We start from the raw sequence: 19,554 nt of genomic DNA, 5'->3' as shown, positions 1-19,554 counted from the left end.
CTCCCCGCTGACCGGCACCGTGCCGCCCCCCCCGACAGCCCGCCTGTGCTCCACTTCCGTACGGCACGGCCCTCCGCACCCGGCCCTCGCGCCGGCCCCTGTCCCTCCCTGCCCCTCCCGTCCTCTTTTCTCCCGTTCAGCAGGCCCCAAGCCTCCCCACCGTGCCGCCCGTCGCGTTCCCCGGCGCGACCGGCCCGCTCACCCAAGGGGTGTCCCCCGTGTCCCACACCTCCGCACCACCCCACGCGCACCCGCCCACGCCGGCCGAGGAGCCGGCCCACCACCCGCGGGTCCGCGAGCCCTTCCTCTTCGTCCTGCTCGCCGCGCTCTCCGTCGTCGGCGCCGTGATCGGCGCGGACCTCGTCGCCAAGCTCGGCATCTCCGCCAACACCTCGGTCGTGGGCGCCCTGATCGCCATGCTCGTCGGCCGGATCCCGCTGGCCAGACTGCGCCGGATGCGCTCGGTCCACCGGCAGAACCTGGCCCAGTCCGCCATCTCGGCGGCCACCTTCGCCTCGGCCAACGCGCTGCTCACCTCTGTGGCCGTGCCCTATGTGTTCGGACGCCATGACCTCGTCTGGCCCATGCTGACCGGCTCCTTCATCGGCCTGGTCGTCGACGCGTGGGTGCTCTACCGGGCCTTCGGCTCCCGGCTGCTCCCCGCCACCGCCGCCTGGCCGCCCGGCACCGCCGCCGCCGAGACCATCAAGGCCGGCGACAAGGGCGGCAAGCGCGCCCTCGTCCTGGGCGCGGGCACCCTGATCGGCATCGGCGGCACCCTGCTCAGCCTGCCGTTCTCCGCCGCAGGCGTCGCGTTCCTCGGCAATGTGTGGGCACTCGCCATGTTCGGAATCGGCCTCGGCGTACGGGAGTTCAGCCCCGATGTGTTCCACACCGACATAGGCGCGGGCTACGTGCCGCACGGCGTGATGGTCGGCGCCGGCGTCGTCGCCCTCGGCCAGGCCACGGTGATGCTGTTGCGCCGCCGCGCCGACCGTACGGCCGGGGTGCAGGAGCGGGTGCAGGACCAGGTCGAGGACGCCCGGCCCCCGGTCGACCCCACGGCCGCCGTCACCGTCGACGAGCGCGCGCTGCGCCGTACCCTGCTGCGCGGCTACGCCCTGTTCACCGCCGGCGCGGTGGTCCTGTCGCTCGTCGGCGGCCTCTACGACGACATGAGTCCGGGCACCCTGGTCGGCTGGGTGCTGTTCGCCGCGTTCGCCGCTCTTGTGCACGAGCTGATCGTGGGCCTCGCCGCCATGCAGTCCGGCTGGTTCCCGTCCTTCGCGGTCACCCTGATCTTCCTCGTGCTCGGCCTGCTCATCGGCATCCCGTCCGTACCGCTCGCGCTGCTCGTCGGATACGTCTCGGCGACCGGCCCCGCCTTCGCCGACATGGGGTACGACCTCAAGGCCGGCTGGCTGCTCAGGCGTGAGCACCAGCCCTGGGACCCGTTCGAGCGGGAGGGCAGGCGCGAACAGTTCCGGGCCGCCCTGATCGGCTTCGCCGCCGCCCTCGTCGTGGTCGCCGTCCTCTGGCAGTCGTACTTCCGCCAGGGCCTCATCCCGCCGGTCGCCAAGGTGTACGCCGACACCGTCAAGAGCGGCCTCGACTCCCCGGACGTGCTGCGCACCCTGCTGATCTGGGCCGTGCCCGGTGCGCTCATCCAACTCCTCGGCGGGACGAGGCGGCAGTTGGGCGTCATGCTCGCCACCGGCCTCCTCATCCTCACCCCGCACGCCTGCTGGCTGGTGCTCGGCGCCCTCGCCGTCCGCGTCTGCTACCGGCGCCTGCGCGGTCCGCGGGCCGACGAGGAACTCAACCTCGTGGGCGCGGGACTGATCGCCGGCGCGTCCCTGGGCGACTCCGCCCAGATCATCAAGGCCGGCTGACCGGCGCCGGCAGGGCAGGCAGGACCCGCCGACGGCACCCAACTTCCCCCGTACGGGCGGCACTTCAAGCCGCCATCCCCACGGCACCGCCATGCCCGAAACGGCGTCGGCGTGCCCGCAAGCAAGGAGATCCACCCATGGACATGTTCAGCCGTCTCGAACCGCGCCCCGAGTACCTCGGGTTCGAACTCGCCCTCGCGGCCCGCAAGTTGGTAGAGGAGGTCATGCTCGTCAAGCCCGGCGAGCACGTCGTCCTCACCGGCGACACCAGCAGCGACCGACGCGTCCTCGACGCCACGGCGCAGGCCGTCGCCGCGGCCGGCGCCCACCCCGTCGTCGTCTGGTACGAGACGCTGCCCAGCTCCTCCATGGAGCCGCCGCGCCCCGTGGCGGGCGCGATCGCCGACGCCGACGTGTGGATCGAGTTCGCCGTCTCGTACGTGATGCACTCCGACGCCTTCCGCACCGCCATGGCCAACGGCTGCCGCTACACCAACCTGACCGCCATGGACGTCCACATGTTGGTGGCCACCGTGGGCAGGCCCGACTTCCAGGGCGTCATCAAGCTCGGCAAGGCGCTCGTACGACTCCTGGAACAGGCCGACGAAGTCCGCATCACCTCGGCCGCCGGCACCGACCTCGTGGGCCGCAACGGCGACCGGCCGATCAACCTGCGCGGCAAGCCCGCGGAGAAGCCCGGCGAGACCGTGATGCTGTCGGGCCAGATCTCCTGGAACCCCCTGGAGGAGACCCAGGACGGCGTCCTCGTCTTCGACGGCGCGCTGTGGCCGCCGGACCAGCTCGGCCTGCTGCGCTCGCCGGTCCGCCTCACCGTCGAGAAGGGCGTCGTGACGGACATCTCCGGGGACGGGAGGGACGCCGAGGTCTTCCGCCGCTGGATGGAGTCCTGGGACGACCCGAACATGTACCGCATCGCCCACTGGTCGCTCGGCTTCAACCCGGGCGTGCCCGCGCCGACCGGCCGCATCGTCGAGGACGAGCGCGTCTTCGGCTGCGTCGAGCTGGGCATCGGCACCAAGGGCGCGTGGATCGGCGGCGAGCCCTGGGTGGCCGCCGCACACACCGACGGCTCGGTCAGCGCGCCGACCATCCATCTGGACGGCGAGTGCATCGAGAAGGACGGCGTGTACGTCCACCCCGAACTCGTGGAGATCTGCCGCGAGCTGGGCGTCGAGGGCTACTGATGGACCACATGTGCGCCACGCACACATCTCGCCCCTACCGGCACGGCGGCATGGTGTGCTCGGACCACACCCTGGACGTACCCCTGGACCACGCCCGCCCCGAGGGGCCCGCGCTCTCGCTGTTCGCCCGGGAGGTCGTCGCCGCCGGGCAGGAGCATCGCGAACTGCCCCTGCTGCTCTGGCTCCAGGGCGGCCCCGGCGGCCGAGCCGAGCGACCGAACGCGGCCGGCGCCTGGCTGAAGCGCGCGCTGCAGGAGTACCGGGTGGTGCTCATGGACCAGCGCGGCACCGGCCGTTCCACACCCGCCGACCGGAACACGCTCGCGGCCCACGCCACGCCGCAGGCCACGGCCGAGTACCTGACGCACTTCCGCGCCGACTCGATCGTCCGCGACGCCGAGCTGCTCCGCGCCCACCTGGCCGGGGAGCGGCCGTGGACGGTACTCGGCCAGAGTTTCGGCGGGTTCTGCGCCCTGAGCTATCTCGGTCTCGCCCCGCACGGCCTGGAACAGGCCTTCATCACGGGCGGATTGCCCACCCTGACCGGGCACGCCGACGACGTGTACCGGGCCGCGTACCGGCGCACCGCCCGGCACAACGAGCGCTTCTTCGCCCGCTATCCGGACGACGAGAAGGCGGCCCGGCGGATCGCCGAGCACCTCGCCGAGCACGAGGTGCGCATGCCGTCGGGGGAGCGGCTGAGCGTACGGCGCTTCCAGACCCTCGGCATCGGTCTCGGCACGTCGTCCGGATTCGACGCGCTGCACTACCTGCTGGAGGGCGCGTTCGTCGCGGGCCCGGCCGGGCCGGTCCTCTCGGACACCTTCCTGCGGGGCGCGGACACCACCCTGTCCTTCGCGCCGCGCCCCCTGTACGCGGCCCTGCACGAGTCGATCTACGCCCAGGGCGGCCGGGCCACCGACTGGTCGGCGCACCGGATCCGGGAGGAGTTCCCCGAGTTCGACGCGGCCGACGGTGGGCCCTTCCGGTTCACCGGCGAGATGATCTACCCCTGGCAGTTCGAGGAGGACCCCGCCCTCGTACCGCTGCGCGAGGCCGCGCACCTGCTCGCCGCGCGCACCGACTGGCCCGTCCTCTACGACCCGGACCGGCTGGCGGACAACGAGGTGCCGGTGGCGGCCGCTGTGTACGCCGACGACATGTTCGTCGACCGGGAGCAGTCCCTCGAGACGGCGGCGGCGGTCCGCGGACTGCGCCCGTGGATCACCGACGCCCATGCCCACGACGGCGTACGAGCCGACGCGGCCGTACTCGACCGACTGATCGCGACGGCACGCGGCGAGCTCTGACACCCACCGCGCCGACGACGAGGCGGCCCGACCAGGAACCCCTGGCCGGGCCGCCTCCGCCATGCGAAGCCTTACGCAGCCGTACGACATGACGCTTTTGCATATGTCGATGAAGAACAGCTGTGCGTCCAATCAATTGATCCTACGCATACTGCTTAAGGGTTGATGAAGCACAGCGACAGAAACCCCTCGCAGTGAACGCGGGTTAAACGCAGGCCGACTCCCTCGCTCTCTTACGGAGACTGCTCGTGTCTGGGTCCAACCTGCCAATTCCCGCTGCCCGGCCCGTGATCGGCGAAGCCGAGATCGAAGCCGTCGTACGAGTCCTGCGTAGCGGCCATGTCATCCAGGGGCCGGAGGTGGCCGCCTTCGAGGAGGAGTTCTCGGAGCTGGTCGGCGACCGTGCCTGTGTCGCCGTCAACTCGGGTACGTCCGCACTGCAGTTGAGCCTCATGGCGCTCGGTGTCGGACCGGGCGACGAAGTGGTGGTGCCCTCCTTCTCGTTCGCCGCCACCGCCAACGCCGTACGGCTGGTGGGCGCCGAACCCGTCTTCGCCGACATCACGCCCGGCACCTACTGCCTCGACCCGGACGCCGCGTCGGCGGTGATCGGCCCGCGCACCGCGGCCCTGATCCCCGTCCACCTGTACGGGCACCCGGCCGCCATGGACCGGTTGATGCCGCTCGCCGATCGCCACGGCCTCGCCGTCGTGGAGGACGCCTGCCAGGCGCACGGCGCCGCGCTGCACGGACAGCCCGTCGGAACGTTCGGCAACGCCGGCTGCTTCAGCTTCTATCCGACGAAGAACATGCACGCCATCGAAGGCGGCATGATCACCACCGCCGACCCCCAACTCGCCCGCACCTTGCGGCTGTTGAGGAACCAGGGCATGGAGCGGCGGTACGAGAACGAGATCGTCGGCGCCAACCTGCGTATGACCGACGTCGCCGCGGCCGTGGGCCGGGTGCAGCTGCAGCAGCTGCCGGACTGGACCGAGCAGCGGCGGGCCAACGCCAAGGTGCTCGACTCCCGGATCGAGGGCCTGCCGGTGCCGCAGGTGGCCGACGGCGCCCGGCACGTCTACCACCAGTACACCGTCGCCGTACCCGACGGCCGCAGGGACGCCGTACAGCAGGAGTTGACGCGGCAGGGCATCGGCAGCGCGGTGTACTACCCGACGCCGATCCACCGGCTGAAGCCGTTCCGCGATGCGGCCGGACCCGCGCTGCCCGAGACCGACCGCGCCGCCGCAGAGGTCCTTTCGCTGCCGGTCCACCCGAGCCTCGGCCTTGGCGACCTGGAGCGCATCGCCCGCGCCGTGAGCATGGCCGGAGGCGCCCGATGAGCAAGCAGACACTGCGCGCCGGGCTCATCGGTCTGGGCGCCATGGGCCGCAACCACGCCCGGGTCCTCGCCTCGCTCGACGGGGTCGAACTCGCCGGCGTCATGGACCCGGCGGGGGACCGCACAGGGGCCGCCCGCGGCGCCCCGGTCGTTGCCACTCTGCCGGAACTCCTTGCGCTCGGCCTCGACTACGCCGTGGTCGCCTGCCCCACGGTGCTGCACGAGGAGATCGGCCTCGCCCTCGCCGCGGACCGCGTGTGCGCCCTGATCGAGAAGCCGCTCGCCCACTCCGCGGCCGCCGCCCGACGCCTGGTCGACGCCTTCGACGGGGCTGGTCTGATCGCCGGCGTCGGACACATCGAGCGCTTCAACCCGGCGCTGCAGAGCCTGCGTTCGCGTCTGGAGGAGGGCGAGCTCGGTGAGATCTTCCAGGTGGTCACCCGGCGGCAGGGGCCCTTCCCGCAGCGCATCGCGGACGTCGGCGTCGTCAAGGACCTGGCCACCCACGACATCGATCTGACCAGCTGGGTGACGGGCTGCCGCTACGACTCCCTGTCGGCGTACACCGTCTCGAAGAGCGGCCGTCCGCACGAGGACATGGTCGCCGTCGTCGGCGAGCTCACCGACGGCACCATGGTCAGCCACCTGGTGAACTGGCTCAGCCCGCTCAAGGAGCGCTTCACGGCGGTGACCGGCGAGCGCGGCTGTTTCATCGCGGACACCCTCACCGCGGATCTCACCTTCCACGCCAACGGGGCCTTCGCCACCGAGTGGGAAGCGCTGAGCGCCTTCCGTGGAGCCGCCGAGGGCGACATGGTGCGGTACGCGATCCCGAAGCGCGAGCCGTTGCTCGTCGAGCACGAGCGGTTCCGCGACGCCGTCGAGGGCAAGGCCACCGACATCGTCACCCTCGCCCAGGGGCTGCGGACGGTGGAGGTCGCCGAAGTGGTCCTGGACTCGGCCCGGCACAAGGCGTCCCTACCGCTGCAGAACCCGTACCCACGGAACCTGGCGTCGGTCTCGCAGCGGTCCTGAACTGCCCCCTGCCCCTGTCTGTCGGCTTCGCTCTCCATGGGCGGAACGCACACAGGCGCCGGCGCACGCTCGTCGCAGCGCGGGTCGCGGTCAGGACTCCCGGACCGGCTCGGGTCTGCCCGGAGCATCGGACTCCTGCGCGGCGGGCGCTCGGAAGATCCACCAGCGGAACGCGCAGTAGTTCGCCACGGCGTTGGCGACGGTCGACACCGTCTTGGCGACCACGTAGGCGAGGCCGAGAGCTGTCAACCCGGTGACCGTCGCCACTGTTGCGCAGTAATTCAGTGCGACCAGCGCAAGGTATTTCACAAAGGCCTGACCGGCCAGGTTGCCGCTTCGGAATACGAATGATCTGTTCAGGCCGAAATTGACCACGAGCACGGTGACGAAAGCCAGTGAAGTGGCCGCGGCCAATTGCATATTCAGCACGCCGTGCAGCAGCACCAGCGTCCCTACGTCGATGGCGTAGCACAGCCCTCCGACGAGAAGGAATCTTGTCGTATCGGCCGATAAGAAGGGGCGGAGAGTGGTCCACATTCGCCGAATGATTTCTGGTACCTTCCTCCGTGCTCAAGTCCGTCGTCGCAGACGGGTTGCAGACAAAAGAACCGTGAGAGGGTTTTTCTTCGTGTATCAGAACATGAAAATCGCCGTCGTGGTTCCGGCGTACAACGAGGAAAAGCTGATCGCGCGAACGATCAGCACCATGCCCGATTTCGTCGACCACATCGTGGTCATCGACGACGCCAGCACCGACGAGACGGCTTCCGAGGCGGCCGACGCCGGCGACCCGCGGACCGTGCTCATCCGGCACGAGGACAACACCGGAGTCGGCGGCGCCGTCTGCGACGGGCACCAGGAGGCGCTGCGCCTCGGCTGCGACGTCTCCGTGGTCATGGCAGGCGACGGTCAGATGGACCCGGCCTACCTGCCCGCTCTCCTCGCCCCGATCTGCGACGGCACCGCGCTCTTCACGAAGGCCAACCGCTTCTACTCCCGGGACTCCTACCTGGGCATGCCGAAATACCGGATTCTCGGCAACATCATTCTCTCGTTCATGACCAAGCTGGCGTCCGGATACTGGCACCTGTTCGACCCGCAGAACGGTTACACCGCGATCCACCGAACAGCACTGGAACGACTGAATCTCGACCGGGTGGCCAAGGACTACTCGTTCGAGAACGACCTGCTGATCAACCTGAACATCCTCAGGATCCCGGCCTGCGATGTCCCGATTCCCGCGGTGTACGGGACCGAGGTGTCCACCATGCGAATGCACAAGGTCATTCCCGCCCTTATCGCGCAGCTGACCCGCGGAATCGGACGGCGGATCGTACTGAAGTACGTCGTTTTCTCTTTCTCGCCGATCGCTCTGCTGCTCCTGGCGGGGCTTTTCCTCATCACGGTCGGCTGCGCGGCGAGCACATGGGTGTTGATCCACACACTCGGACCTGCCAGTGCCAGTGCGGGCAGTGTTCTGTTCGCGACTCTGCCGATCCTCACCGGCATGCACTTTCTCATCGGGGCGCTCATGCTCGATATCCAGGAAAGTCCGGACCGCAAAGCCGCCACCGCCGGAGTCGTGGGCTCCTGACCGGCGGCAGCGGTTACGGGGCGGCGCTTCTCCTGGTTCTGGTCAGGCACTCGGGTTCTGGTCAGGCCTCGGTGAGAACGCCGTCCTTCTCGATGTGCAGCGCGCCGGTCTGCGGGCACTCCCATGTGCCGGGCCGGTCCGGGAGTTCCCGGAGCCGCTGCCCCGCACGGCCCACCCAGCCGACGCGGCGGGCGGGAACGCCGACGACGAGCGCGTAGTCCGGAACGTCCCGCGTGACCACGGCGCCGGCGGCGACCATCGCCCAGCGGCCGACACGGACCGGAGCCACACAGACGGAGCGCGCGCCGAGCGAGGCGCCCTCGGCGACCGTGACCCCCACCGGCTCCCAGCCGTCACGCCCCTTGGGCCGCCCCTCGGGGTCGACCGAGCGCGGGTTGTGATCGTTCGTCAGGACGACCGCCGGGCCGACGAACGAGCCGTCGCCGAGCTCCGCGGGCTCGTACACCAGGGCATGGTTCTGAATCTTGACCCCGTCGCCGATGCGGACGCCGGGGCCTACGTAGGCACCGCGCCCCACGACGCAGTTGTCGCCGAGCACGGCCTTCTCACGGATCTGAGCGAGCTCCCACACGGCGGTGCCGGGGCCCAGCGCGGCCGACTCGTCGACCTGGGCCCCGGCTGCCGTCCGGACCGGAGCGAGGGACACTTCAGTGTTCTGCTTCATGTGCTGTGGAACGAACCAACGGGTGTCCGGGTGCGGGGAGTCGGCCCGTTCGTCCCCCGCACGAGTCAGGTGATTCTGCAGCCGCTCACGTCGGCCACGATCTCGTTGTCGTTCCAACCGGTGCCCTGGGGCAGGCCCACGCCGTTGTTGGCCCAGGTGCCGGTTCCCGTGAGCGGATCAAGGTGGCGGTACCAGTTGACGGTGCCCGTGCTGTTCCGGCCGAGGAGGACGCCGGCGCCGAAGGACACGAGCTTGGTGAACCCGCCCCATCCGGTGCCGACCGTGGTCCCGATGCCTCCGTTGGCCCAGCTGGCGTTGCCTCCCGTCGGGCTCAGGTGGCGGTACCAGCGCAGCTGCCCCGTCGACGTCACCGCGTACAGGATGCCGTTGCCGCCGGCCGCGATCCGCGGGAAGGTGCCCCAGCCGGTGCCGAGCAGTCGGCCGACGCCGCCGTTGGCCCAGCTGAACTCGCCTGCCGTGCCCAGGTACCGGTACCAGTAGAGCCTTCCGTTCGAGTCCACCGCGTAGAGGACGCCGTCCCCGCCGGCGACGACGGTGGTGAACTCCGACCAGTCGGTGCCGATCGTCGCGCCGCTGCTGGTGTGCCAACTGGCCCCGCCGACGCCGTTGTAGTTGTTGTCCTTGTGCCAACGCAGCGCGCCGGAAGGGGTGATGGTGAAGAGGACGCCGTCGCCGCCGGAGATGGTCTTGGCGGCGCTCCACGACGGGGCGATGCTGGTCTGCTGCCAGGTGGCGTCGCCGGTCAGCGGGGCGGTGTAGGTCCAGCGCCGCAGTTGACCCTCGTCGTCCACGTGGTAGTTGCTCACCGAGGGCGTCGTGCAGGCGGTGTCGGCCTGGGCCGGTGTACTCGGGGCGATGAAGGGGATCACGAGGGCCGCGAGGACGGTCCACACGGAACGGGTCGTACGTCGTCGGCTTCTGTCGCTTTGAGGCATGGGTTCTCCACGATGGTCTTGGATCGCGGTTCCGTCAGGGGCAGACCGGCTGTACTTCGAGGTCGGTGCCGGACGGACTCGTGAGGATCACTCGGAAGCAGTGCTGCAGAGTGCCGTAGAGATGGCCGCCCTTGGTCTCCATGAACTTCAACGGGCCGACGGGCTGCGGGATGGAGGTGAAGCCGTTGTCGATGTCGACGTAATGGACTTCGTAGCTTCCCGGGCCGTCCAGCTGGGTCACGTTGTACCGGATGCCCGTGACGTCCTGGACTTCCTGGGCGTAGGCGCACAGCTTGGCCAGACCGTTCTGATGGCAGACGGTCGGGCCGGCGTGGGCGGGTGTGGCGGACAGGGCGATTCCGAGGAGGGCGCCCGCGATTGCTGGGAATTTCCGCATGACTGTCCCTTTCTGTCGGCTGGGACAAGGAGAGGGCGGAGGGGGGGTGAGCGTGACTACCAGCCGATCGGGAGTTCACCGACGACGGGCCCGAGGACGACGCATTCGGTCTCTGTCTCGTCGCACATATGCAGCGTGAAATAGTGCTGGAGCGTGCCGTAGAAGTACCCGACGAACGTCTCTCCCGCCTCCACCGTCACCGTGACCTTGCCGGACTCGGGCCCGCCGGTCACATCCACGTACCAGACCCTGTACGTCATGGTCTGCGAGCCGTTGTTGGTGATGACGTACTGCAGGCCGGTGACGTCCTGGACCTCTCGGGCATGGACGCAGACCTGGGTGCTGCCCAGCTCTTTGCATTCGCTGCTGGGCTGTGCCGCGCGCACGGGTTCGGCGCCGGAGGCCGAGGTGGAAAGGCCGAGCGCGAGGGTCGATGCCGCCGCGCCGACGAACACCGTGCGCCGTGAGATCTCCGTCATGTCCTCTTCTCCCTTTCGGTGCGATCGGGGCCCGGGGAACCTAGGCCACCGCTTCCGTGAAAACGTTCGTCAGGATTTTCTGGACCGCGGAGTCGATGGGCACGCTGCCGGTGAACGTCAGCGAACTGACCGAGAACACCCAGCCCTTGCCGGCGGCGGCCGGTACGTACAGCATTTCGGCGCCGCCCGACTGGTTGAGGCCCTCCGCGATGAGCACGGAACCGGGCAGGGGAGCAGGCCTGCGGTCGACTTCCCAGCCGCTGGCGGCGATGTCGTAGGCGACGGCGCCGAACGTGTCGCCCACACTCAGACCGGTACCCGCGGTGAAGGGGTTGTTGGCGGTGTCCTGCACCTCGTACGGGGAGAAGGACATATACGTGGGGCCGTAGTGCGATACGCCCAGGATCTGCGCCTCGGACTGTCCGGAATCCGCGAAGGGATCGCGTGCGCCGTCCGGACGCCGAAAGATGTTCGCCCTGCCGTCGGCGGTGAACTGAACCCGTTCGTAAATTCCGTTGCCGCCCAGATAGATGATGCGCCCGCCGTTGTTCTGGAAGGCCACGACGTTGTCACGCGCGGTCTGCGAGAAGTACTCGGGGTGGGTGGTCAGCACCAGCGCCTTGTAATTCCCGCCCTGCGCCGGCGTCTTGAGCCAGGTGGCACCCGTCGCATGCAGATCGGTGTCGGCGTAGCAGTCGTACGCGATGCTCTGCGAGGTCATCCATCGCAGCAACTGCAGGTCGCTGTAGAGGAGATGGTCGATGATGCCGGGCGCGGTCGAGTAGGTGTTGTCCCATGAGGTGCCCATGTTGGGGCGCTGCATGGAGATGGTGCGCTGTCCTGAGCCGGTCGTGTACTGGTTGTGCCCGCCCCAGAAGTTGTAGGCGCTGTACGTATTGGTGGGCACCAGTACGGCGATGTCGCGCAGGGGCGTCGAGGGCCGCACCACGAACATCACGTTGTGCTCTTTGCCGTCGGGCGATTTCAGCTGTGAGGCATAGATGCCCGAAGGCCAACTCGTGCCCGTTCCCACGGAGATGGAGAACGACTGCGCCCATCCGCAGCCCGCTGCGTGATATCCGCTCTGCAGCAGCTGGAACTTACCGGCCCGGGTGGTGGGCGGCGTGACCACGGCGGGCGCGCTCGCGGTCGGAGCAAGGCGGAGGGTGGACGACGTGTACGAGGAGAACGTCGTCGAGACATGGATTCCGAGAGTCGAGCTCTGCGAGGTGGACAGCGACGCCGCATAGCCCTGCAGCGCCGCCGATTCCTCGCGGGAGAAACCCGAGCCGACCACCTTGCCGGATCCGTCCGCCCACGTCACACCGCTGGTGTTCACGGTCTCCGAGTTCAGCAGGCGGTACCACTGGAGTCGGTTGTCCGGGCCCGGTGGATTGGCGGAGCTCGTCTGGATCTTGTAGATGGCGCCGGAGCCGTTGGAGAAAAGCCCCCTCTCGAACGGACCGAGAATCATGGTGTCGACGGGTTTGCCGCCGTTCGCCCAGTTGAATTCGCCGTTCCCGAGATAGCGGAACCAGCCGAGCGCACTGCCGTGTCGCGTTCCGAAAATAACACCGTTAGGGTCGGCGAAAAGCTGCGTGTAGGTATGCCATTGCGTACCGATCTTGGAACCAGAATTCGCTGCCCAGCTGAAGGAGCCGTTGGTGCCGGTGTATTTGTACCAGCGCAGGTCGCCGTTGCCGTCCTCCGCGTAGAGGACGTTGTTCCAGCCGCCGATCACTCGGGGGAAGTTCCACTGGGTGCCGATCCTTCGGCCGCTTGCCGAGTGCCAACTTCCGGCACCGGTGGTGCTGTTGGAGAGGATGTAGCGGTACCAGAGCAGGTCGCCGTTGGGCAGGCAGGCGAAGATCTGGCCGTCGGCCGCGGCCAGTACGAAACGGAACTTCTGCCAGCTGGTCCCGATGAGCCGGCCCTGGCCGGAGTTGGCCCACGATGTAGTGCCGCTGCTCCAACCGATATGCCGATACCAGTAGAGATTTCCGTCCGCTTGAATCGCGTAAATAATTCCGTTGCCGCCGGGCACCAAGTTCAAGAAGCGCTGCTGCCAGTCGTAAGCCATATCTCTCGGTGCCCTTCCGGATAAGCCGTCGTGGCCAGGGATAATTGTGGGTCCCTTGTCCGGGCGCAAGAATCGACACGATCCGGCCGGGCGGCAGACGGTTGGGATGACACAACCGGGGGAATCAGGTCGCGGCTTTTTCCGGTTCCTGCGTCGCCGCGGAAGACCGGGCGAGCAGAACGGGGATCAGCGAAAGGCAGAGCACTCCGATGAACATGGGCGCGGTCATATAGCGAAAGGCCGGCGCCGGGTTGGCGGCCAGCACGGTGAGCTGCATGCCGAGGGAGACGCTCCCGAGCGCGAGCAGCGCACGGCAGCGACGGGCCCGGGAGAGCAGGGCGATGAGCGCATAGGTGGCGTAGCACCAGGTGGCGCCGCGCCAGAGGAGCCACTCCAGTTGGGGGACGCGGGAGGCTTCGCGGGCGAACGTGGCGGCATGGTGGAGAGTGTCCGACAGCGGCCGGGCCTTGAGCAGCGGCCGGTACGGGTTGCCCGCCATCCCTTTGTAACCCCACAGATCGGCAGGGATCGTTGAGTTGTACGTCCACGTTCTGCCGTCCTTGTCCGCCGGCCCGGGGAAGACGGCCCAGGCGATGTGGGCCCGGCACAGGCGTGCGTCGAGGACCTGCTGTGGGGACTTGCGCAGGGTGCGCCACCACAACTGCGCCAGGGGTTCGGTGAGTCGGGTTGCGGCGGTGCGGTTCACCGAGGGGCTGTAGTAGAACACGTCGGACGTGTAACAGGTGGAGCCCGCTTCCCGCCAGGTCGGGAGGGGCGCCACCCGAGCCATCAGCCGCAGGTCGTCCGGGGTGAACTGCCCAGGCTTACGCGCGTACGTCACGGCGAGGTCGTGGTGGTGCAGGTTGTAGTAGAACGCCTTGCTCGGCTGCTCGATGCCGGCCGCCGGATAGATCACGAGGGCGAGCAGCAGCGTCAGACTCGTGGTCGCTGCGGCCAGCCCGGCCATCAGGAGCCGGGCCCCGGGCAGCGCCAGGAGGAGAGCCAGCGAGGCGAACACGGCCACCGGGAAGCCGTTGTTGCGGAAGAGGTCGACCCCCAACAGCCCGACGCACAGCAGCAGAAGCTCCGAGCTTTGTGGGCGGCCGACCCATGTGCCCTGCGCACGCCTGCCCAACATCCGTACCGACACGGCGAACACGAGGACCGCGGAGATCGTGAACGGCACGTCCTTCCACACGAAGACCACGAAGGACCCGAGCGGTGGAGCGGCCGCGCAGGCCACCGCCGCCGGTGCGCTCCACCGTCCCCGTACGCCCAGCGTCCGCAGGCCCGCGCAGGTGTGGGCGAGCACGGCGGACATCGCGACGGTCTGCAGCAGCGTCAGGGCCGCCAAGTCCCCAGTGCCCTTGAGGGACAGCCAGACCAGCGAGCTGTAGAGCACCGAGTGGTCCGAGCGCCAGTTGCCGGTGGTGACCTGCCAGCTGTAGACCACCGAGTCGATGGTCATCAGACCCGGGTGGTACGCCGCCCACCACACCAGGTAGCTGATCTGGCACAGCAGGAAGACGGCCAGCGGCAGTCGCAGTCTCGGCGGGACATGGGCCCGAAGGTCCCGTACCTTCGCGGCCGTGGTCCGCACGGCCGCACCGGCTCGAACTGCGGACGAGAGCTGGGTGGACGACATGGTGTACAACTCCTGGTCGTTCGGACCGAATCGGTCGAGCGGGAGGCTTCTTACGGGGCGAACTCCGTGTTTTTCGGCGGGCTTGCGGCAGACGTCTCCTCGGGCGTCCGGGGCGGGACGACGCGAGCCGCCTTGCCGCGCAGGGCAGGGATGAGCGACAGGCAGAGCACGCCGATGAACAGGCGCCACTGGTTGCGGTAGGCGCCGTCCTGCGGTGTGAAACCCTCCGGCTTGTAGCGCCGGTAGCAGTTCACGGTCTTCTGCGGGCTGCTCATGATGTCGAAGGTGTCCGTGCCCGCGGAGGCGAGCAGGTTCGCCGTCATGCTGCGGCCGTCGGCGAGTGCACCGCCCGCGGGTCGCGGTCGGCGTGTGCGGACACGATCGAGGCGCACGGCCCCTCCGGCGAGGTGACGACGGCGATCAGCTCGAAGTCGGCGAAGGCCTGGCCGAGCACCGAGTCGAGACAGTCGGGCAGCCGCCCCGGCACCTCGTGGGCCGGGACGACAACACTGAAGCGGGGCAACGCACTCTCCTTGGATGGCCGTTCAACCGGCGCTGATGGGCAGGGTCGCGGGGGCCTCCGGCTCCTGCCGCGGGCCGGGCGCGGCCGTCGGGCACTCTCTCTCCCACGGCGCCGCGGGCGGCAGCCCCGTCGTCTCGCCGAGGAAGACATGCCGTACGACCCGCTCGGCCGCGTCCCCGTCGTCGTACGGGCAGAAGCGCGTCCGGAAGGCGGCCCGGCGGAGGGTGGAGCGGGGGCCGCGCCAATCGCCGGCCGTGAAGACGCGGACGAGTTCGTCCTCGTCGGCGGCGACTTCGCCCGGCGGGAAGGTGCGGAGGTCGAAGTAGGTGCCGCGGGCCGCCTCGTAGGCCTCCCAGTCGTCGACGTACACGACGATCGGGCGGTCCAGGTTGGCGTAGTCGAACATCAGTGAGGAGTAGTCCGTGATCAGGGCGTCGCTGGCCAGGCAGAGGGACTCGACGCTCGGGTGGTCCGAGACGTCGACGAGCCGGGACGAGTCCACTCCCGGAGGAGCGGCCGGGGACAGGTGGTGGGCGCGGGTCAGCACCATGAAGCGGGGGCCGAGCGAGCGCAGCAGCCGCTCCAGGTCGATGGCGTGCCGTTGGGCGCGGCGGTAGTCCCGGTGGGTGGGGGCGTACAGGATCGCGATCGAGTCCGGGGCGATGCCGAGGGCGTCACGCAGCCGGGCCACGTCCTCGCCGGTGGCCTTCCGCAGGACGTCGTTGCGGGGATAGCCGTATTCGAGCGTGGTGTAGTCGGCGGGGTAGACCCGCTCCCAGACGGCCGTGGAGTGGCGGTTCGAGGACAGGACGTAGTCCCACTTGTCGCAGTTGGCGAGCATGCGCCGGACGTCGGTGTCGCCGATGGCGGCCGGCCGGTCGAGCAGGTCGAGGCCCATGCGTTTGAGCGGGGTGCCGTGCAGGGTCTGCAGGAACACCTGGCCCTTGGTCTTGACGAGCCTGCGGTCGAAGTTGACGTTGTTGACGAGGTACTTGGAGCGGGCGAGCGCCGTCCAGTACGCGGCCGTGCCGGGGGTGAGGACGCGGGTGCCGGGCGGGACGGTGTGCTGGTGCGCGGGGTCGGCGATCCAGGCGGTGCGGATGTGGGGGGCGAGTTCGCGGACCTTCGCCTCGACGGCCGCCGGGTTGCAGCCGTAGCCGCGGCCCCAATAGGCGGAGAACACGGCGTCGTCGGCGCGCAGCGGGAGCAACCGCTGCACGCGGTAGTGGAGTTGGAGGGCGGCGGCCCTGAGGGCGCGCCGTGCGGTGGTGGCGGCACGCTGGGCCCGGCGCTGGCAGGTGCGCGCCAAGTGCAGGACCTGGTAGCTGCGGTGTGCGCCGAGGCCCACCAGGGCGTGCCGGATCCGGGTGCGCACGGGGGGAGTTGGGCCCGGTGTGCGGTAGCGGCGGCTGTAGGTGCGGGCCTCGCGCAGAAACGCCGCGCGGCTGCCGCGCGGCAGCCGGTCGGGCGCGGTGAACACCGTGCTGAAGTGGTCGAGCATCCGGCGGAAGACGAGGGGCCGCCACCGTGCCGTCTCCGGGTGCGCGTCCAGGTAGGCGAAGACCCGGTCGTACTGCGGGAAGATCTCGAAGTGGCGGCGGCCGGGGGAGCAGGTGATCGCTCCCTTCCTGCGCTGCCGGTACCGCACGCAGACCCGGTCGAGCACCGCGATCGACTCGGCGGTGACCAGGACCGGGTAGGTCCAGGAGACGTCCTCGTAGTAGCCGGGAGCGAAGGCGAAGCCCGCGCGCTCCAGGAAGTCGCGGCGGTACGCCTTGTTCCAGGCGACGTGCAGGACGCGCAGCAGGCCGGGGCGGGCGTCGAGGGCGAAGGACGCGGGACCGTCCTCGGTGAGGTGGGCGGTGACGGGGTTGGGGGCGGTGCCGCCCGTCCAGTACGACCGTACGTAGTCGAAGACCAGGACGTCGGGGCGGCCCGTGACGTCGAGTCGGTGCGCGATCGCGTGCAGCGCGTCGGGGGTGAGGGAGTCGTCGCTGTCCAGGAAGATCACATAATCGCCGGTGGCGTGTTCGAGGCCGGTGTTGCGGGCCGGTCCGAGACCTGTGTTCTCCGTCAGATGTACGGCGCGCACACGCGGGTCGCGGGCTGCGAACTCGTCGATGATCGCCCCGCTGGAGTCAGGTGAGCAGTCGTCGACCGCGATGATCTCCAGATCCGTGAACGGCTGTTCAAGGACGGATTCAAGGCATTCGTGAAGATATGCCTGCACCTTATAGACGGGGATAATCACACTGAACCGTGGCAATGTATTTCCATGGGTCGTCAGCGGCGTATTGCCTGAAAACGGCCCATGGGCTGAGAGGGTTACGCCGGCTGCGGCATGCGGGGGACCCCGGATGCGCGAAGGTGACGCGCCCTTGCCCACGGTGGCGGCGGATCGACGGCCGAAGGTCGAATTCTTCTGCTGAGCAGACGAATGGGGCCGGCTGGGGAGCCGGCCCCATGGTCAATTCCCCGCCGGTGGCGCGGGATTAGGCGTCCTGGGGGTACCAGCGCAATTCGACCGTGTTGCCGTCCGGGTCCTCTACGTAGATCGATTGGGCGCTGCCGCGTGCGCCGAAACGGGGACCCGGGCCGTCGACGACCGTCAACTCGCCGGCGTCGATGACCTCTTGCCAGTCGAGGGGCTCGACGACCAGGCAGATGTGGTCCACGTTGGACTCGCCGCGCGGGCGGGCGAGCAGGTCGATGATCGTCGTCGGGCTGACCCGCACCGAGGGGAACGGCACCTTTCCGGCGCGCCATTCCGCCACGCGCACCGGTTCGAGGCCCAGTGGCCCGCAGTAGAACTCCAAGGCGCGCTCGACGTCCTCGACGTTCAGGACCAGGTGGTCGAAGTCCTTGACTCGCACTCGCATGGGGCAGGCCTTTCATGCTCGGAATCGGTGTGGAAATGAGCTGGTGGCGTACGGGAGTTGCTTCGTACGTAATGTACTCTGCCTGCAGTGGTAAAGACGTAGTACTGCATTCGTAGTTGTGATTGGCAGGGAAGACCCATGCGACAGAATCCCGCCCGGCGGACCGCGCTGCTCGACGCCGCGATCGAGGTCCTGGCCCAGGAGGGGTCGCGGGGGCTCACCCTGCGCGCCGTCGACAAGGCTGCCGGAGTGCCCACCGGCACCACCACCAACTACTTCGCCAACCGTGCCGAGTTGCTCCGCCAGATCATGGGCCGTACGAAGGAGCGTCTCACCCCGGACCCGGTCGCGATGGCCGAGACCATGAAGGTCGAGCCCGGCCGCGAGCTCACCGCCACCCTGCTGCGGCAGCTGGTCGAGCGGATGCGGGCCGACCGCAGCAGCCATCTGGCCATGCTGGAACTGCGGCTGGAGGCCACGCGCCGGCCGGAGTTGCAGGAGGACCTCACCCGTACGTTCACGGAGCTGCTCGACGACAACATCGCCTGGCACCTCGATGCGGGCCTGCCCGGCGACCGCGACACCGTGCTGCTGCTCTACCTCGCGATGCTCGGCGTGATCGTCGACGACCTGACCGTGCCGGAGCTGCTCGCGCCGCACGGGATCGACCACATCGTCGACGTGCTCGTGGAGCGGAGCGCGCCGGGGGCGTGAGCGGGGGCGGGTGCGCGGGGGCTTGAGGTTCGGGGCTCGGGGGCTCGGGCGGGGTCCTCAACTCCCGCTCACCGAGGGGCGATTGTCAGTGCCGGGTCGTACGGTCGGGCGTATGGATCACGACACGTACTCGCCCGTCCCCGAGCTGAACCAGCTGCACGAATTCAGCGCCTCCCTCGCCGACTACTTCTCCCAGGGCTTCGAGTTGGAGAAGTTCGGCGAGGCGAGCGGCATCGACACCTGGTCGAGCGATCCGGAGTTCCTCGACCGCTTCCGCTCCTTCGCCATGGCCAACGGCTCCGGTTCCCTCTACGCGATATGGCGCATGGACGACCGCGAGGACCTGGCCGACCTGCCGATCGTGGCGTTCGGCGACGAGGGCGGCGTGCACCTCGTCGCGACCGACCTGCGACAACTCCTGCGGCTCCTCGCCTGCGATCGGTATGTGTACGTGTTCCCGGACGGCATCTCCCTCTCCGACGAGGAGGAGGACGCGGAGGGCGGCCGCGGCTCCGGCGAGGTGCGCGAAGTGTACGTGGCCTGGCTGAAGCGGCAATTCGGCCTCGACCCGGCCGAGGATCCCGACGGCGTCCTCCTCGACGCGGAGGAGGCGTACGGAAAGCGCTTCGCGGAGTGGATGGACCGGTACGTGGAGGGGTTCGCCGAGGGATACGCGGAGCTGACGGGGGAGTGAGTCGTACTGCGCAGCCGCGGATGTGATGTGTGCCCTATGAACTGAATGCCCGAATATGGGTTACTTGATCAGTTGTCCCGGCCGACTGCCGGGACCCTGACCGCAGCCGTCTCCGAGGGAG

Annotated in this window: 19 protein-coding genes; 8 read left to right on the top strand and 11 right to left on the bottom strand. The window is 69.0% G+C overall.

Annotated elements, in window-relative coordinates; all coding sequences use genetic code 11:
- The first annotated feature begins 218 nt into the window (after positions 1-218).
- The 5 genes from QIS96_RS09160 (at position 219) to QIS96_RS09140 (ending at position 6,787) form a co-directional block, all read left to right on the top strand.
- Entirely contained in the window at positions 219-1,892 is a 1,674-nt protein-coding gene (locus QIS96_RS09160) for an OPT/YSL family transporter (RefSeq protein ID WP_408907145.1), read from the top strand.
- Between the two features lie 137 nt (positions 1,893-2,029).
- Complete coding sequence (locus QIS96_RS09155; protein WP_282541937.1) at positions 2,030-3,097, top strand: M29 family metallopeptidase; 1,068 nt, start codon at positions 2,030-2,032, stop codon at positions 3,095-3,097.
- The gene (locus tag QIS96_RS09150) at positions 3,097-4,407 is read left to right on the top strand and encodes an alpha/beta fold hydrolase (protein WP_282541936.1); all 1,311 of its coding nucleotides are present in this window, start codon (positions 3,097-3,099) and stop codon (positions 4,405-4,407) included. Before QIS96_RS09155 ends, QIS96_RS09150 begins: the two co-directional genes overlap by 1 nt.
- A gap of 248 nt (positions 4,408-4,655) precedes the next feature.
- Entirely contained in the window at positions 4,656-5,753 is a 1,098-nt protein-coding gene (locus tag QIS96_RS09145) for a DegT/DnrJ/EryC1/StrS family aminotransferase (protein WP_282541935.1), read from the top strand.
- Positions 5,750-6,787, top strand: coding sequence for a Gfo/Idh/MocA family protein (locus tag QIS96_RS09140; protein ID WP_282541934.1), 1,038 nt, complete (start codon positions 5,750-5,752; stop codon positions 6,785-6,787). Before QIS96_RS09145 ends, QIS96_RS09140 begins: the two co-directional genes overlap by 4 nt.
- Before the next feature lie 90 nt (positions 6,788-6,877).
- Here the strand turns inward: QIS96_RS09140 and QIS96_RS09135 are convergent, their stop codons facing one another.
- Positions 6,878-7,324, bottom strand: coding sequence for a GtrA family protein (locus tag QIS96_RS09135; protein ID WP_282541933.1), 447 nt, complete (start codon positions 7,322-7,324; stop codon positions 6,878-6,880).
- A 91-nt stretch (positions 7,325-7,415) separates the two neighbouring features.
- Between QIS96_RS09135 and QIS96_RS09130 the strand changes: the two genes are divergently transcribed.
- Complete coding sequence (locus QIS96_RS09130) at positions 7,416-8,381, top strand: glycosyltransferase family 2 protein (protein WP_282541932.1); 966 nt, start codon at positions 7,416-7,418, stop codon at positions 8,379-8,381.
- A 61-nt stretch (positions 8,382-8,442) separates the two neighbouring features.
- Here the strand turns inward: QIS96_RS09130 and QIS96_RS09125 are convergent, their stop codons facing one another.
- The 10 genes from QIS96_RS09125 to QIS96_RS09080 form a co-directional block, all read right to left on the bottom strand.
- The gene (locus QIS96_RS09125; RefSeq protein ID WP_282541931.1) at positions 8,443-9,066 is read right to left on the bottom strand and encodes an acyltransferase; all 624 of its coding nucleotides are present in this window, start codon (positions 9,064-9,066) and stop codon (positions 8,443-8,445) included.
- A gap of 65 nt (positions 9,067-9,131) precedes the next feature.
- Positions 9,132-10,022, bottom strand: coding sequence for a tachylectin-related carbohydrate-binding protein (locus tag QIS96_RS09120; RefSeq protein ID WP_282541930.1), 891 nt, complete (start codon positions 10,020-10,022; stop codon positions 9,132-9,134).
- Between the two features lie 34 nt (positions 10,023-10,056).
- Positions 10,057-10,419 carry a hypothetical protein gene (locus QIS96_RS09115; protein ID WP_282541929.1) on the bottom strand — a complete coding sequence of 121 codons (363 nt, stop codon included), beginning with the start codon at positions 10,417-10,419 and terminating at the stop codon, positions 10,057-10,059.
- 56 nt (positions 10,420-10,475) lie between these two features.
- Positions 10,476-10,898 carry a hypothetical protein gene (locus QIS96_RS09110; protein WP_282541928.1) on the bottom strand — a complete coding sequence of 141 codons (423 nt, stop codon included), beginning with the start codon at positions 10,896-10,898 and terminating at the stop codon, positions 10,476-10,478.
- A gap of 40 nt (positions 10,899-10,938) precedes the next feature.
- Complete coding sequence (locus tag QIS96_RS09105; protein WP_282541927.1) at positions 10,939-12,978, bottom strand: N,N-dimethylformamidase beta subunit family domain-containing protein; 2,040 nt, start codon at positions 12,976-12,978, stop codon at positions 10,939-10,941.
- Positions 12,979-13,102: 124 nt separating this feature from the next.
- Positions 13,103-14,623, bottom strand: a complete 1,521-nt coding sequence (locus QIS96_RS09100) for a hypothetical protein (RefSeq protein ID WP_282541926.1) — start codon at positions 14,621-14,623, stop codon at positions 13,103-13,105.
- A 50-nt stretch (positions 14,624-14,673) separates the two neighbouring features.
- Positions 14,674-14,946 carry a hypothetical protein gene (locus QIS96_RS09095; RefSeq protein WP_282541925.1) on the bottom strand — a complete coding sequence of 91 codons (273 nt, stop codon included), beginning with the start codon at positions 14,944-14,946 and terminating at the stop codon, positions 14,674-14,676.
- The gene (locus QIS96_RS09090; protein ID WP_282541924.1) at positions 14,943-15,146 is read right to left on the bottom strand and encodes a glycosyltransferase family 2 protein; all 204 of its coding nucleotides are present in this window, start codon (positions 15,144-15,146) and stop codon (positions 14,943-14,945) included. Before QIS96_RS09090 ends, QIS96_RS09095 begins: the two co-directional genes overlap by 4 nt.
- Positions 15,147-15,168: 22 nt before the next feature.
- Entirely contained in the window at positions 15,169-17,412 is a 2,244-nt protein-coding gene (locus QIS96_RS09085; RefSeq protein WP_282541923.1) for a bifunctional glycosyltransferase/CDP-glycerol:glycerophosphate glycerophosphotransferase, read from the bottom strand.
- Between the two features lie 226 nt (positions 17,413-17,638).
- Complete coding sequence (locus tag QIS96_RS09080) at positions 17,639-18,025, bottom strand: VOC family protein (RefSeq protein WP_282541922.1); 387 nt, start codon at positions 18,023-18,025, stop codon at positions 17,639-17,641.
- A 138-nt stretch (positions 18,026-18,163) separates the two neighbouring features.
- On the opposite strand from QIS96_RS09080, the gene QIS96_RS09075 reads away from it, so the two are divergent.
- Together QIS96_RS09075 and QIS96_RS09070 are read left to right on the top strand one after the other, a co-directional pair.
- On the top strand, positions 18,164-18,739 hold the full coding sequence (locus tag QIS96_RS09075) for a TetR/AcrR family transcriptional regulator (protein ID WP_282541921.1): 576 nt from the start codon (positions 18,164-18,166) through the stop codon (positions 18,737-18,739).
- Between the two features lie 112 nt (positions 18,740-18,851).
- The gene (locus tag QIS96_RS09070) at positions 18,852-19,433 is read left to right on the top strand and encodes a hypothetical protein (protein WP_282541920.1); all 582 of its coding nucleotides are present in this window, start codon (positions 18,852-18,854) and stop codon (positions 19,431-19,433) included.
- Positions 19,434-19,554: the final 121 nt, after the last annotated feature.

The sequence above is a fragment of the Streptomyces cavernicola genome, assembly GCF_029968035.1.
Taxonomy (GTDB): Bacteria; Actinomycetota; Actinomycetes; order Streptomycetales; family Streptomycetaceae; genus Streptomyces; species Streptomyces cavernicola.
The sequence above is the reverse complement of the archived record's forward strand: the minus strand, read 5'-3'. Positions and strand labels throughout refer to the sequence as shown.